Consider the following 13348-nt stretch of genomic DNA (forward strand, 5'->3'; position numbering starts at 1 on the left):
CCTCCCCGGATCAGGCGCTGCCGGTCCCCCAGTCGTCGCCGTTCGCCCGGTGGTCGGCAAGGGAGTGCACGCGGTCGCTCACGGCGTCCGGCAGGCGGTGCCCGGTGCGCTCGTTCACCGTGTCGTACGCCCGCGTGGCGATCTGACGGCCGTTCTGCGCGGCGGACTCCGCGACGTTGCGGAAGGCGGGGTTCTCACCGAGGCGCTGGGCCTGCCGACGCATCTGCTCGTAGCGCTCCCGGCCGGCGCGGGTTCCGAGTACGAAGCCGATGGCCAGGCCGAGGACGAAGCTGATTCGGTACCGCATGGCACCCCTTTCGTGGAGGCGGTCATGGGCCCGGCGGCACACCGATTTCGGCGTAGCGCCCGGCATGCGCTAATGTATTGCTCGCAGCGAGGGAGTGCCCCCGGGAAACCGGAAGGCGGTCCCGAGCAGGTCAGTCCCCTGTAGCTCAATCGGCAGAGCAGCCGGCTGTTAACCGGCAGGTTACTGGTTCGAATCCAGTCGGGGGAGCCTCACTCGAAGGGCCCCGTACGGGGCCCTTTGTCGTGGCACCGCCCACCGCCCCTTCCGGCAGAGTCCACCCGGGAGATCACGGGACGGAACGGACAACCGGCTCGCGGCCGCACACGAACGTGCACCCGAAGATCCCGTGGATCCGATCCCGGCACGGGCGAGAGATCGTATGAGCGGCTATGCTGCGGCAGACGACGCGCACACACGTGCACGACGCGCCGTGAGGGGCGGTAGCTCAGCCGGTTAGAGCAACGGACTCATAATCCGTCGGCCGTGGGTTCGAGTCCCACCCGCCCCACTCACGCTCCCCCGGCTTCGGCCGGAGCAGCGGACGAACTGTGCAACGAGTGGGCGTGTCCGAGGACACGCCCACTCCTCGGCTCCACGCCAACTCTCCCTCCCACCAAGGCTGCTGGGAAGCCGATGCGGTCCCGGTCCGGGGGCGCCGGTCCCCGTCGCCCCCGGAGGGCTGCCTCTCTGCGGCTCCGGCTCTGCCTCGCCTCCGGCGCTGTGCCCGCAGTCACACGGCCACCGCGTCGTCCGCCGCGTCCCATGCGGCATCATGCGCCCCATGGGGATAGTCGCAGGTCTGGACAGTGCAGCGGCCCACAGTCGCCTCGTGGTGTGCGACGCCTCCTCGGGCGAGATCGTCCGGCAGGGAAGCGCCGACCACCCGGGCGAACGGGACGATCCGCAGTCGTGGTTGCTCTCGCTCGGTGAGGCCGCCGCGGGCGGCCTTCTGGGCGACGTGGCAGCGATCGGGGTGGCCGCCCAACAGCAAGGAGTCGTCGCGCTGGACGCGTCCGGGGCGCCGGTACGGCCGGCGTTGCTCGGGAACGACCTGGCGATGCAGGGTGCCGCGACCGACCTGGTCGACGCGCTGGGCGGCCGTGAGGGCTGGGCTCAGGCGGTGGGCGCCGTCCCGCAGGCCGCCCACCCCGTCGCGAAGCTGCGCTGGCTCTCCCGCACCGACCCGGAGACCGCCTCGCGTGTGGTGGAGGTGATGCAGCCGCACGACTGGCTGACCTGGCAGTTGCTGGGCCGCCCGTCGCGACGCACCACCGACCGCGGTGACGCGTCCGGCACCGGCTACTGGTCGGCGGCCACCGAGTCCTACCGCCCGGATCTCGCAGAGCTCGCGCTCGGCCACCCGCTCACTCTGCCGCAGGTCATCGGCCCCGCCGAGACGGCGGGCACGACTCCCGAGGGCCTGCTGATCTCGGCGGGAACCGGCGAGACGATGGCAGCCGCGTTCGGGCTGGGCGTCGGCATCGGCGACGCGGTGGTGTCGCTGGGCGCCTCCGGTTCCGTCTTCGCGGTGCACCACCGGGCCCTGGCCGATCCGACCGGCACCATCGCCTCCTTCGCGGACGCCACCGGCCTCCACCTGCCGGTGGTGCGCACCCTGAACGCCGTGCGGGTCCTCCGCGGCACCGCGGAGATGCTGAACACCGACCTCGACGGGCTCTCCGAGCTGGCCTGCCGTTCCACTCCCGGCTCCTACGGCCTGGTGCTGCTGCCCTACCTGGAGGGCGAGCGGACCCCGGAGCTCCCTCACACCGCGGGCTCACTGCACGGGCTGCGCCGGGAGAGCATGCGCCCCGAGCATCTCGCCCGGGCGGCCTTCGAAGGAATGCTCTGCGGCCTCGCCGACGCCCTGGACCTCCTCCGCGGCCGCGGCGTGCAGGTGCGACGGGTGTTCCTGCTGGGCGCCGCGGCCGGCCTTCCCGCAGTGCGGGCGGCAGCGCCGGGGCTGCTCGGCGCCCGCGTGGCGGTGCCGGAGCCGGCCGACTACACCGCTCTCGGTGCGGCCCGGCAGGCAGCCTGGGCGGCGTCGGGCGAGACCGCGCCGCCGGCCTGGCCCGCCCCCGCGTGCCAGGTGTTCGAGGCGTCCGAGGAGGACACGGCGGTGGGCCGGGCGGTCCGGCAGCAGTACGCGACGGTCCGCGAGCAGACCCATCCGGGCGCCTTCGGGTGACCGGCAGCCGCCCGGCAGACCGGTCGCCCGTTCGGCCGGCTGCCGGGAGGTTCTGCGGAAGAACCCCGGCAGGAATTCAGTCGAGGTAGCCGCGCAGCTGGTCCGCCGCCGCGTGGCAGCGCAGCTTGCCGAGGGTCCGCGACTCGATCTGGCGGACGCGTTCCCGCGTGACGCCGAAGAGGCGGCCGATCTCCTCCAGGGTTCGGGGGCGCCCGTCCACGAGGCCGTACCGCAGCTGCACGACGCGGCGCTCCCGCTCCTGGAGGGTGGCGAGCACCGCCTGCACGTGCTGCCGGAGCAGCAGGAAGGTCGCCGATTCCGCCGGGGAGACCGCGTCGCCGTCCTCGATGAGGTCCCCGAGGTCGCTCTCGTCCTCCGCGCCGACCGGCGTGTGCAGGGACAGCGGTTCCTGCGCGAGCCGCAGCACCTCGGTGACCCGCTGCGCCGTCAGGTCGACGTGGACGGCGACCTCGTCCGGGGTCGGTTCGCGGCCGTTTTCCTGGAGGAGCCGCCGCTGCACGCGGATCACCCGGTTGATGAGTTCCACCACGTGCACCGGCACCCGGATCGTGCGGGCCTGGTCCGCGAGAGCGCGGGCCATGGACTGCCGGATCCACCAGGTCGCGTAGGTGGAGAACTTGAATCCGCGCGCGTGGTCGAACTTCTCGACGGCGCGCATCAGCCCGAGATTGCCCTCCTGCACCAGGTCGAGCATGGTCAGGCCGCGGCCGGTGTAGCGCTTCGCCACGGACACCACCAGGCGCAGGTTCGCCTCGATGAGCGTGCGTTGCGCCGCCCGGCCGAGAGCCACGAGCCGTTCGAGGTCGCGGGCGAGCGGTACGTCGAGTCCGGCGGAATCCGCGAGGCGTTCCCGGGCGAACACCCCGGCCTCCACTCTGCGGGCCAGCTCGACCTCCTCGTCGGCCGAGAGCAGCGGGATGCGGCCGATCTCGCGGAGGTACTGGCGGAAGGGGTCACCGGAGAGACCGGTGCCCGGGGCACCTGCCGCTGCGGCGGCACCGGAGCGGGGACCGCGCACGGGTTTCGGGGGAGCGACGGGGCCACGCCCGGGCGGAGGCACGGCACGGGGAGTGCGGGAGGCACCGGCGGGGCGCGGGACGGATGGTGCGTGCGGGGCGGCCGCGGCCGCGCTGGTCGGGGTCCGGGTCTGCACTGATGCGACCTCCAAGTGATCGCTGCCGGTTCGTCGACGGCGAACGCAACGGGACCGGCCGCGGCGAGCCGCGCACCGCCCCGCCGTGAAGACGTGCGGGCACCGCCCACCAGTGTGCGCCAGAACACACTCCGCCCACGAGGGTCGTGCGGGGTGAATCTCCGGCGGCCGGTGCGGCCTGACGGCACGTCGGGCCGCGGGAGTTCCAGGGAGGGGCGCGTGAGGCGGTGCGGGCGGTGCGGGCGGTCCTACAGCGCGTCGGCTCCGCGGTCCCGCAGTGCGCGGGCGTACTGCTGGAGCACCCAGAGCTGTTCGCGTACGGGTGCGGCCGCCTCGTGGTCGCGCTGCGCCTCGAGCCGCCGGGCCGTGCCCTCCAGCTCGGCGACGCGCGCCTCGACGGCGGCCAGCCGTACGGCGACCAGCTGCTCTCCCGCGTACAGCACGTCGGGTTCCCGGCCGCGCGCCGCCCGCAGCGGTTCGACGGCGAGTTCGGTGACCAGGCTCCTCACCGTGTCGTCGGGCGCGGCCTCCCGGACGCGGGCGACGAACTCGTCGTCCGCCCCGGCGACTCCGCCGGCAGCCCCGACGGCCTGCCGCACGACCGCGTACGGCGGGGCGGTGAACTCGTCCGCGCCGTACGCGTCGAAGGTCGGGGCGACCAGGTCGGGGCGTTGGAGCGCGAGCTTCAGCAGTTCCCGCTCCACCCGGTGGGCCGGGCTGCGGAGGTTCAGGGCCGGGCCGCCGGGCGCCGGGCGGGCGGCGCGGCCCGGTGCCGCTGCCGGTGGGGGCGGGCCCGGGCGGCCTGCGGGGGCTGGGCGGGCCGCGCGCTCCCGCGCCCACTTCGCGAGCTGCCCGACTCTGCGCACCACGAACTGCGTGTCGAGGATCCCGAGCAGGCCGGCGAGCCGGACGGCGTACTCGTGCTGGATCGCGGCGTCCTTGATGCGGGCGACGATCGGCGCGGCTTCCTCCAGCGCGGCGGACCTGCCCTCGGCCGTGTCCAGGTCGTGTTCCGAGACCGCGGAGCGGATCGCGAAGTCGAAGAGCGGCGTGCGCCCCTCCACCAGTTCCTGCACCGCGTCGTCGCCCTCGGCGAGCCGCAGCTCGCAGGGGTCCATGCCGCCGGGGGTGATGGCGATCGAGGTGCGGGCGGCGAATTTCTGGTCGTCCTCGAAGGCGCGCAGCGCGGCCTTGCGGCCGGCGGCGTCGCCGTCGAAGGTGAAGACCACTTCGGAGCGGGAGTTGTCCATCAGCACCCGGCGCAGGATCTTGACGTGTTCGCCGCCGAATGCGGTGCCGCAGGTGGCGATGGCTCCGGTGACGCCGGCGAGGTGACAGGCCATCACGTCGGTGTAGCCCTCGACGACCACGGCGCGGCCGGACCTGCCGATCTCCCGCTTGGCGAGATCGATGCCGTAGAGCACCTGCGACTTGCGGTAGAGGGGGGTCTCCGGGGTGTTGAGGTACTTCGGGCCGTTGTCGTCCTCGCGCAGTTTGCGGGCTCCGAAGCCGACGACCTCGCCGGTGATGTCCCGGATGGGCCACAGGAGCCGGCCGCGGAAGCGGTCGATGGGCCGGCCGGAGCGGCTGTCCTGGGCGAGGCCCGCGAGGGTCATCTCCTTGTCGGTGAAGCCCTTGCCCCGCAGGAAACGCACGAGGTGGTCCCAGCCGGCGGGCGCGTAGCCGACGCCGAAGTGCTCCGCCGCCTCCTGGCCGAATCCGCGGGAGGCCAGGAACCTCCGGGCGATCTCGGCCTCGGGTGCAGCGAGCTGCTCACGGTAGTAGGCGGCCGCGGCGCGGTGGGCCTCGACGAGCCGGGTCCGTTCGCCGGCCTGGCTGCCGCGCCCGTAGCCGCCCTGTTCGTAGCGCAGGGTGATGCCCGCCTGGGCGGCGAGCCGTTCGACGGCCTCGGAGAAGGACAGGTGGTCGACCTTCATCACGAAGTCGAGGGTGTCCCCGCCCTCCTGGCAGCCGAAGCAGTGGTAGAAGCCCTTGCTGGGGCTGATGTGGAAGGAGGGGGACTTCTCGTCGTGGAACGGGCACAGGCCCTTGAGCTGTCCCCCGCCCGCGTTCCGGAGCTGGAGGTACTCCGAGACGACGGCGTCGATCGGAACCGCGTCCCGTACCGCCTTCACGTCGTCGTCGTTGATCCTTCCCGCCACGGGGGAAGTCTACGGCGCGCCGCGGACACCCCGGTCCGGTGGGCACGGCTCCGGGTGCCGGTCCAGGGGACGGGCGAAGACGAAGTGCGGGCCGACCCCCTCGATGACGAACTCGTCACCGACCGTCGTGTAGCCGTGCCGCTCGTAGAAGCCCCGCGCCCCGGTGCGGCCGTTGCACCACATCAGGCGCGCCCCCCGGGCGGCTGCCTCCCGTGTCCCGGCGTCGAGGACCGCGGCCCCGAACCCCCGCCCGCGCTGCCCGGGCGCGCTCGCCATGCCGCGGATGCGGTAGGCGCCGTCACCCGGCACCGCGGGGCACGCCTCGGGGAAGAAGCTGCCGCAGCCGCTCACGCCGCCGGCCGCGCCGGGGGCCGGTTCCGCGTCGTCGTAGGCGGCGATGTGGAAGGCGCCCGGCTGCTCATCCTCGGGGAACACCGCCGCATCCCGGGGCAGCCCGGGCCGCAGCACCTGCCACCGCAGGTCGAGGATGTCCGCGACGGGCACGACTGCGGTTCGGATCGCCATGGGGCCAGCCTACGGTTGCGGCCCGCCCCGGGAGGCGGCGGTCGGGACCTGCCGGGTGGGGGCGGTCAGGCCAGCGAGTCGAGGGGAACGCCCGGATCGGTCAGCCTGTGCCGCTCGACCGGACGTCCGGAGCGGATGAGCCGCTGGACGGGCTCGGCCACGTCCCAGACGTTGGCGTTCATGCCCGCCAGGACCGTGCCCTCTCGCAGCCAGAAGGCGACGAACTCGCGCTTGCCCGGATCGCCGCGGACGACGACCTCGTCGTAGGACCCCGGCGGCGCCCACCCGGAGTACTCCATGCCCAGGTCGTACTGGTCGGAGAAGAAGTACGGCACCCGGTCGTAGGAGACCTGCTGGCCGAGCATCGCGCGAGCGACGGACGGGCCGGAGTTCAGCGCGTTCGCCCAGTGCTCGACGCGCAACCGCATCCCGAGCAGCGGGTGCTGGAGTGCGGCGACGTCGCCCGCGGCGAAGATGTGCGGGTCGGAGGTGCGGAACGCGTCGTCGACGGCGATGCCGCCGCCCCGGGCGGCCAGGTCCAGCCCGGCGGCGCGGGCCAGCCCGACGCGGGGTGCGGCGCCGATCGCCGCGAGCACCTCGTGCGCCGGGTGCTCCTCGCCGTCGTCCGTCTCCACTGCCTGCACCATGCCGTCCTCGCCGACGATCCTCGTCAGCCGGGCACCGAAGTGGAAGCGGACGCCGTGGTCCCGGTGAAGATCGGCGAAGAACTCACCCATCTGGGGGCCGAGGACCGCGTGGAGCGGGGTGGGGTCGGGTTCGATGACGGTCACTTCGAGCCCGTAGCCGCGTGCGGCGGCGGCGACTTCGAGGCCGATCCAGCCCGCACCGGCGATGACCAGGTGCCCGTTCTCCGTGCCGCGGGAGGCCAGGACGCCACGGAGCCGCTCGGCGTGGGCGAGGCGGCGCAGGTGGTGCACGCCGGCGAGGTCCGTTCCGGGCACGTCGAGGCGACGCGGCTCGGCGCCCGTGGCGAGGAGCAGGTTGTCGTAGTGGATGCGGGCGCCGTCGCCGAGGGTGACGGCTTTCGCCTCGCGGTCGATGCTCACGGCCGGCTGGCCGAGGTGCAGTTCGACCTCCGCCTCGGCGTACCAGGAGGGGGCGTGCACGAAGAGGCTGTCGCGCTCGGCCTCCCCCGTCAGATACGCCTTGGACAGCGGAGGGCGTTCGTACGGGTGGTCGCGTTCATCACCGATCAGGATGACGCGCCCGGTGAAGCCCTCGGATCTGAGGGTCTCGGCCGCTTTGGCGCCGGCCAGGCCACCGCCGACGATGACGAAGGTCCGATGTGCGTCGACCACGTGAGGCCTCCTCGCTGAGACGATCCCCCCGGCCATACCCTCCTCGGAGGGTTCCCTGCACAGGATTCCCCGATTGCGCGGAACTCTCCCCACGCGAGCCTCTCCCATCCGCCCGGCTGCGGGAAGGGGCGTGGCGGCGGCCGGGTGACGGACTGGGGCGTCAGACGGTCCCGCCCCGGAGGAGCCGTGCGTGCAGCGCCCGTGCGGACGCGTCGGTGAGCGAGGCGATCTGGTCGACGACGACGCGCAGCCGGGCCGTGTCGTCCGCGGCGCGGGAGAACAGCGACCGGTACTGCGGGTCCAGTCCCTCCGGTGCGCGGGCCACCAGTGCTTCCGCCAGCTCTCGCAGGACCACGCGCTGGTCCGCGCGCAGCCGTTCCTGGTCCTCGCGCTGCATGACGTAGCGGTCGGCGACGGCTTTGAGGACGGCGCATTCCAGGCGCACGGCGGGAGGGACGACCAGTTCCGCGTCGTAGCGGGTGAGCCGCCCCGATCCGTACCTGCTGCGGGTGGCAGCCTCGGCCGCCAGGCAGAAGCGGCCGATGAGTTGGCTGGTGGCGTCCTTGAGCCGGCCCTGCGCGAGGGCAGTGCCGTCGTAGCCGTGGGGCCACCATTCCTGGTCGAGCAGCCCGTCCAGTGCCTGCGCCAGTTCCTCGTGGCCGGCGCCGGGCGCGTACCGGGCGGCGGCGAGGTCGAACACGTCGCGGCGCTCGGGCTCGGCCAGCAGCAGGTTGGGGTCGAGGTGGCCGGCGTGCAGTCCGTCCTCGACGTCGTGCACGGAGTAGGCGACGTCGTCCGCCCAGTCCATGACCTGCGCCTCGAAGCATCGGCGGTGCGCGGGGGCGCCTCGGCGGAACCAGTGGAAGACGGGCAGGTCGTCCTCGTATACGCCGAACTTGGGCGACACGGGGTCGGCGGGGTCGCCGCCGCGCGGCCACGGGTACTTGGTGGCGGCGTCGAGGGAGGCCCGGGTGAGGTTGAGGCCGACGCTCACCGGTTCCCCGTCGCTGTCCGGTGGCTCGACGAAGCGCTTCGGTTCCAGCCGGGCGAGCAGGCGCAGCGACTGGGCGTTGCCCTCGAAACCGCCGCAGGGCTCGGCGACGCCGCTGAGGACGCGCTCACCGTTGTGGCCGAACGGCGGGTGGCCGAGGTCGTGGGCGAGGCATGCCACTTCGACGAGGTCGGGGTCGCAGCCGAGTGCGGCGCCGAGTTCGCGTCCGATCTGCGCGCACTCCAGGGAGTGGGTGAGGCGGGTCCGCGGGCTGGCGTCCCACACTCCTCCCGCGGGGGACGGGTGCTCGCCGGGCAGGACGGCGGGCACCGCGGGCACGACCTGCGTCTTCCCGGCGAGGCGGCGCAGCGCGGCCGAGTGCAGCACCCGGCCGCGGTCCCGCTGGAACGCGGTGCGGCCGGGCCGCTTGTCGGGCTCGGGTGCCCAGCGGGCGACGTCCTCGCGGCGGTAGGGGCCGTCCGGGGCCGGCGAGGTGTCGGGCGGGGCGCCGGTGGCGTGTGTGCCGTCCATGGCGCCGACCGTACGCCGCCCCGCGCCGGGAGGCGCACGGGAGGTCGTGACGGCGCCCGGTCGCTCGTTCACGCCCCTGGTGCGAGGGTGTCCGGGGCGACGGTCCGGGGGGCCAGGGGCAGGGTCACCTCGAAACGGCACCCGCCGGGGACGTTGTGCACGGCGACGTTGCCCGCGTGGGCCTCGACGATGCCACGCACGATCGCCAGCCCCAGCCCCGCGCCGGCCGGAGGCGTGCGCGCGGCCGTGCCCCGCCAGCCCGTGTCGAAGACCCGGGGAAGGTCCTGGTCGGGGATGCCGCCGCAGCCGTCGGTCACGGAGAGCACCGCGGAGCCGGAGACCGCGTGGGCGGCGACGGCGACGGTCCCGTCGGCGGGGGTGCGCTGGATGGCGTTGACCAGCAGGTTGGCGAGGACCCGCGTCATCTCCTTGCCGTCCACGTCCAGCGGGAGCGGGGCCACGCCCTCGTCGGCGACCTGCACGCCCCGGCCGGAAGCGAGCGGGTCGGCGCCGGCGATGGCGTCGCTGACCAGGTCGTAGGCGGAGACGCGGGCGGGCGACAGCACCAGGGACCCCGCCTGGATCCGGGACAGCTCGAACAGGTCGTTCACCATGCCGGAGAGACGTTCGACCTCGCCGCGCATCTGCCGGTGGTAGCGGGCCGGGTCCTCCGCCATGCCGTCCTCGAGGGCCTCGGCCATGGCACGGAGTCCGGCCAGCGGGGACCGCAGGTCGTGCGAGATCCAGGCGACCAGTTCCCGCCGGGACGCCTCCAGGGCCTGCTCCCGTTCGCGGGAGGCGGTGAGGCGGTCGGTGGTGTCGGCCAGCTGGTCGGCGAGCGCGGCGAGTTCCGCCGGCATCGGAACGTCGGGACGGCGGAACCCACCGTCCTCACCGAGTACCCGGGCCGCCGCCTCCAGACGGCGGTGCCCGGCGACGACACTGCGCCCCAGCAGGACCGCGGTCAGTGTGGAGGTGGCGGCGGCAGCGGCGCACACCATGGTGACGACGGCCAGGTCGTGCGAGGAGAGGAACATCGCCCACGCCACCGAGAGGGTGCCTGCGAGCATCGCGGACACGGCGACGGCCGCCAGGACCGTGAGGGAGACCGTGATCGAGCGGCGGCGCAGTGCCCGCAGCGCGAGCACGCCCAGCAGGCCGGCGCACGCGGAGCCGGCGGCCGCGTACAGGGCGATCAGCACGAGGTCACCCATCGGCGCCCCTTTCCCGGTCCGGGGCGGGTTGCTGCGGCGCACGTCGCGGCCCGCCGTCGAAGCGGTAGCCCACGCCCCACACCGTCGCGATGAGGCGGGGGCGTGCGGCATCGTCCTCGATCTTGTGGCGGAGTCTGCGGACGTGCACGGTGACGGTCGACAGATCGCCGAAGTCCCAGCCCCACACGTCCGACATCAGTTCCTCCCGGCTGAAGGCGCGGCCGGGGTGGCGGAGGAAGTGCTCCAGCAGGTCGAACTCGCGCAGGGTGAGCGCCAGCGGCCCGCGACTGTCCTGCGCCGTCCGTGCGGTCGGGTCCAGGCTGATGCCGCCGCCGCTCAGCCGGGGCCCCGGCGGGGCCGCCGCACCGGCGCGGCGCAGCACCGACTGCACGCGCAGCACCAGTTCGCGGGGGCTGAAGGGTTTCGTCACGTAGTCGTCTGCGCCGATCTCGAGGCCCATGATCCGGTCCTCCTCGTCGCCGCGGGCGGTCAGCATCACCACCGGGAGCGGACCGCGGGCACGGAGGGCACGGCACACCTCGAAACCGTCCAGGCCGGGAAGCATCAGGTCCAGCACGACCAGGTCCGGCGGCGCGGACTCGGCGTGCGCGAGTGCCTCGCGGCCGTCCGCCGCGCGGTCGACGGTGTAACCGGCCCGGCCCAGGTACCGGCTCACCACCTCCAGAACGGTGGGGTCGTCGTCCACCACCAGGACCCGGGATGAAGGCGTCTTCTGCTGCACACACCGAGTCTCGCAGCAGCTTCCCGGTGCCGGGCCGGCGGTGGCGGCAGCGGGCGGCGGATGTCCGCGTTTCGTAAGGGCGCGGGAACAGGCCGGGGCCCGGGCGCGTACGTAGGGTGAAGTCGATGAACGACAAGGTGACTCCCCCCGAGGTCCCGTCGGGTGATCTGGTGCTGCCCTGCCTGAACGAGGCGGAGGCGCTGCCGTGGGTACTGGACAGGCTTCCGGAAGGCTGGCGTGCCGTCGTCGTCGACAACGGTTCGACCGACGGGTCCGCCGAGATCGCGCGCGAGCGCGGGGCCCTGGTGGTGCACGAGGAGCGGCGCGGGTTCGGCGCCGCGTGCCACGCCGGGCTCGAGGCGGCCGAGGCCGACCTCGTCGCCTTCTGCGACTGCGACGCCTCCTTGGACCCCTCGGCCGTGCCCCGGGTCGCGGCGCAGGTGCACGACGGCACCGCCGACCTCGTCCTCGCCCGCAGACGGCCCGTCTCGCGGGCGTCGTGGCCGCTGCACGCGCGGGTGGGCAACCAGGTCCTGGCGCGCATGGTGCGCCGCCGCACCGGAGTGCGGCTGCACGACCTGGGGCCCATGCGGGTGGCCCGGCGGAAGGAACTCCTGGACCTCGAGCTGACCGACCGCCGCAGCGGCTACCCGCTGCAGATGGTGGTGCGGGCGGCCGACGCGGGCTGGCGCATCCGGGAGACGGAGGTCGACTACCTGCCCCGCACGGGCGAGTCGAAGGTGACCGGCACCTGGCTCGGCACCGCCCAGGCCGTGAAGGACATGCGGGCGGTGCTGCGTTGAGCGGCGCGGGGGACACGACGCTGTTGGTGATCGCGAAGGAACCGGTGCCGGGGAGGGTCAAGACCCGGCTCAGCCCGCCGTACACACCCGAACAGGCGGCGCGGCTCGCCGAGGCGTCGCTGGCGGACACCCTGGAGACGGTTGCGCTGCTGCCGGCACGGCGCAGGGTGCTCGTGCTGTCGGGCCGCCCGGGAACCTGGCTGCCGCCGGACGCCGGCTACGAGGTGGTGCCGCAGGTGGACGGCGGACTGGACGAACGGATCGAGGCGGCGTTCGCCCTCTGCGACGGACCGGCACTGCTGGTGGGCATGGACACGCCCCAGCTGACGGCGGATCATCTGGCCCCCGCGCTGGCCCCGGCGGCCTGGGACGACTGCGACGCCTGGTTCGGACCGGCCGCCGACGGCGGCTTCTGGGCCCTGGGACTGGCCCGGCCGGAACCGGGACTGGTGCGCGGCGTCCCCATGTCGACGGAGTTCACCGGACTGGAGCAGCGGCGCAGACTGATGGGCGCGGGCCTGACCGTGCGCGACATCCCCACGCTGCGGGACGTGGACACCGCCGACGACGCCGCGGAGGTGGCCGCGGCCTGTCCCGGTGGACGCTTCGCCGCGGTGCACCGGGCGGCCGCACGGGAGGTGGCCGTCCGGTGACCGTCCCGCCTCCCCCACCGGCCACGACATCCTCCCGCGACTCCGCGGCGGCGGCACCGCCGCAGCCCTGGGGCGCCGACCCGTACGCGGACGCGCTGCGGGCCGGATCCGGACCGCTGTTCCTGCGACGTCCCGACGGGTCCCTGCTGCCGCTCGACGTGCATCGCTGGTGCGGCGGCGCGGACCCGGCCGACCGCAGCGTGCTGCGCCGCTGCCGCGGTTCGGTGCTCGACATCGGCTGCGGTCCCGGGCGGCTGGTGGCCGAACTCGCCGGGCGCGGCCGCCCCGTACTGGGCATCGACCCCTCCCCCGCCGCGGTGGCCCGCACCCGGCGGCGCGGCGGCACCGCGCTGCGCCGCTCGGTCTTCGACCCGCTTCCGGCCGAGGGCAGGTGGGGCAGCGCACTGCTGATGGACGGCAACATCGGCATCGGCGGTGATCCCGCGGCGCTGCTGGACCGCGTACGTGCCCTGGTCGCCGCGGACGGGCTGCTCTTCGTCGAGGCCGCCGCTTCGGACGTCGAGGAACACCTGGAAGCCCGGCTGGACGACGGCGAAGGCGGCCTCAGTCCGGCCTTCCCCTGGGCGCGGCTGGGACGCACGGCGGTGCGGAGGCTGGCGCGGGGGGCCGGCTGGGAGGTCACCGCGGAATGGGCGGTGGCCGAGCGTCCCTTCCTCGCACTCGCACGCGACTGACCGGGGGTGGGGGGGGGGGGGGGGGGGGGGCCCCCCCCCCCCCC

General features: G+C 74.3%; 12 protein-coding genes and 2 tRNA genes. 6 read left to right on the top strand and 8 right to left on the bottom strand.

Translation table 11 applies throughout. The features are described from left to right. Window positions 1-10: 10 nt before the first annotated feature. Window positions 11-307: a YtxH domain-containing protein gene (locus ACL06G_RS11450; protein WP_412786882.1), complete on the bottom strand. Its 297-nt coding sequence runs from the start codon at window positions 305-307 to the stop codon at window positions 11-13. A 134-nt stretch (window positions 308-441) separates the two neighbouring features. Here ACL06G_RS11450 and ACL06G_RS11455 point away from each other — a divergent pair. The 3 genes from ACL06G_RS11455 (at window position 442) to ACL06G_RS11465 (ending at window position 2495) form a co-directional block, all read left to right on the top strand. Beyond that, a tRNA-Asn gene (locus tag ACL06G_RS11455) sits at window positions 442-514 on the top strand. 227 nt (window positions 515-741) lie between these two features. Beyond that, window positions 742-815, top strand: a tRNA-Ile gene (locus ACL06G_RS11460). Window positions 816-1088: 273 nt separating this feature from the next. After that, on the top strand, window positions 1089-2495 hold the full coding sequence (locus ACL06G_RS11465; protein ID WP_412835827.1) for an FGGY family carbohydrate kinase: 1407 nt from the start codon (window positions 1089-1091) through the stop codon (window positions 2493-2495). A gap of 76 nt (window positions 2496-2571) precedes the next feature. On the opposite strand, the gene ACL06G_RS11470 is transcribed toward ACL06G_RS11465, so the two are convergent. The 7 genes from ACL06G_RS11470 to ACL06G_RS11500 all read right to left on the bottom strand — a co-directional run bounded on the left by ACL06G_RS11470 (window position 2572) and on the right by ACL06G_RS11500 (window position 11153). Continuing rightward, window positions 2572-3792 carry an RNA polymerase sigma factor gene (locus ACL06G_RS11470; protein WP_412786927.1) on the bottom strand — a complete coding sequence of 407 codons (1221 nt, stop codon included), beginning with the start codon at window positions 3790-3792 and terminating at the stop codon, window positions 2572-2574. Window positions 3793-3917: 125 nt separating this feature from the next. Next, entirely contained in the window at window positions 3918-5831 is a 1914-nt protein-coding gene (dnaG, locus tag ACL06G_RS11475) for a DNA primase (protein ID WP_412835828.1), read from the bottom strand. A 9-nt stretch (window positions 5832-5840) separates the two neighbouring features. Then, window positions 5841-6356, bottom strand: a complete 516-nt coding sequence (locus ACL06G_RS11480; protein ID WP_412835829.1) for a GNAT family N-acetyltransferase — start codon at window positions 6354-6356, stop codon at window positions 5841-5843. A 65-nt stretch (window positions 6357-6421) separates the two neighbouring features. Next, on the bottom strand, window positions 6422-7675 hold the full coding sequence (locus ACL06G_RS11485) for an NAD(P)/FAD-dependent oxidoreductase (RefSeq protein WP_412835830.1): 1254 nt from the start codon (window positions 7673-7675) through the stop codon (window positions 6422-6424). A gap of 160 nt (window positions 7676-7835) precedes the next feature. Next, window positions 7836-9197, bottom strand: coding sequence for a deoxyguanosinetriphosphate triphosphohydrolase (locus ACL06G_RS11490; protein WP_412786887.1), 1362 nt, complete (start codon window positions 9195-9197; stop codon window positions 7836-7838). Window positions 9198-9265: 68 nt separating this feature from the next. Next, on the bottom strand, window positions 9266-10411 hold the full coding sequence (locus tag ACL06G_RS11495) for a sensor histidine kinase (RefSeq protein WP_412786888.1): 1146 nt from the start codon (window positions 10409-10411) through the stop codon (window positions 9266-9268). Then, window positions 10404-11153, bottom strand: a complete 750-nt coding sequence (locus ACL06G_RS11500; RefSeq protein ID WP_412786889.1) for a response regulator transcription factor — start codon at window positions 11151-11153, stop codon at window positions 10404-10406. The genes ACL06G_RS11495 and ACL06G_RS11500 overlap by 8 nt, the downstream gene beginning before the upstream one ends. A gap of 125 nt (window positions 11154-11278) precedes the next feature. On the opposite strand from ACL06G_RS11500, the gene ACL06G_RS11505 reads away from it, so the two are divergent. The 3 genes from ACL06G_RS11505 to ACL06G_RS11515 are packed head-to-tail and all read left to right on the top strand — an operon-like array spanning window position 11279 to window position 13304. Continuing rightward, the gene (locus ACL06G_RS11505) at window positions 11279-11956 is read left to right on the top strand and encodes a glycosyltransferase family 2 protein (RefSeq protein ID WP_412786890.1); all 678 of its coding nucleotides are present in this window, start codon (window positions 11279-11281) and stop codon (window positions 11954-11956) included. Further along, window positions 11953-12609, top strand: a complete 657-nt coding sequence (locus ACL06G_RS11510; protein ID WP_412835831.1) for a TIGR04282 family arsenosugar biosynthesis glycosyltransferase — start codon at window positions 11953-11955, stop codon at window positions 12607-12609. The genes ACL06G_RS11505 and ACL06G_RS11510 overlap by 4 nt, the downstream gene beginning before the upstream one ends. Beyond that, entirely contained in the window at window positions 12606-13304 is a 699-nt protein-coding gene (locus tag ACL06G_RS11515) for a class I SAM-dependent DNA methyltransferase (protein WP_412786892.1), read from the top strand. The genes ACL06G_RS11510 and ACL06G_RS11515 overlap by 4 nt, the downstream gene beginning before the upstream one ends. The last annotated feature ends 44 nt before the right edge of the window (window positions 13305-13348 follow it).

This window comes from Streptomyces callyspongiae, from assembly GCF_047200695.1.
GTDB lineage: Bacteria > Actinomycetota > Actinomycetes > Streptomycetales > Streptomycetaceae > Streptomyces.

Bases quoted from the DNA above. Each gene is read 5' to 3' on its own strand.
- ACL06G_RS11450 (WP_412786882.1), bottom strand. From the start codon at position 307: ATGCGGTACCGAATCAGCTTCGTCCTCGGCCTGGCCATCGGCTTCGTA.
- ACL06G_RS11465 (WP_412835827.1), top strand. From the start codon at position 1,089: ATGGGGATAGTCGCAGGTCTGGACAGTGCAGCGGCCCACAGTCGCCTC.
- ACL06G_RS11480 (WP_412835829.1), bottom strand. From the start codon at position 6,356: ATGGCGATCCGAACCGCAGTCGTGCCCGTCGCGGACATCCTCGACCTG.
- ACL06G_RS11490 (WP_412786887.1), bottom strand. From the start codon at position 9,197: ATGGACGGCACACACGCCACCGGCGCCCCGCCCGACACCTCGCCGGCC.
- ACL06G_RS11495 (WP_412786888.1), bottom strand. From the start codon at position 10,411: ATGGGTGACCTCGTGCTGATCGCCCTGTACGCGGCCGCCGGCTCCGCG.
- ACL06G_RS11505 (WP_412786890.1), top strand. From the start codon at position 11,279: ATGAACGACAAGGTGACTCCCCCCGAGGTCCCGTCGGGTGATCTGGTG.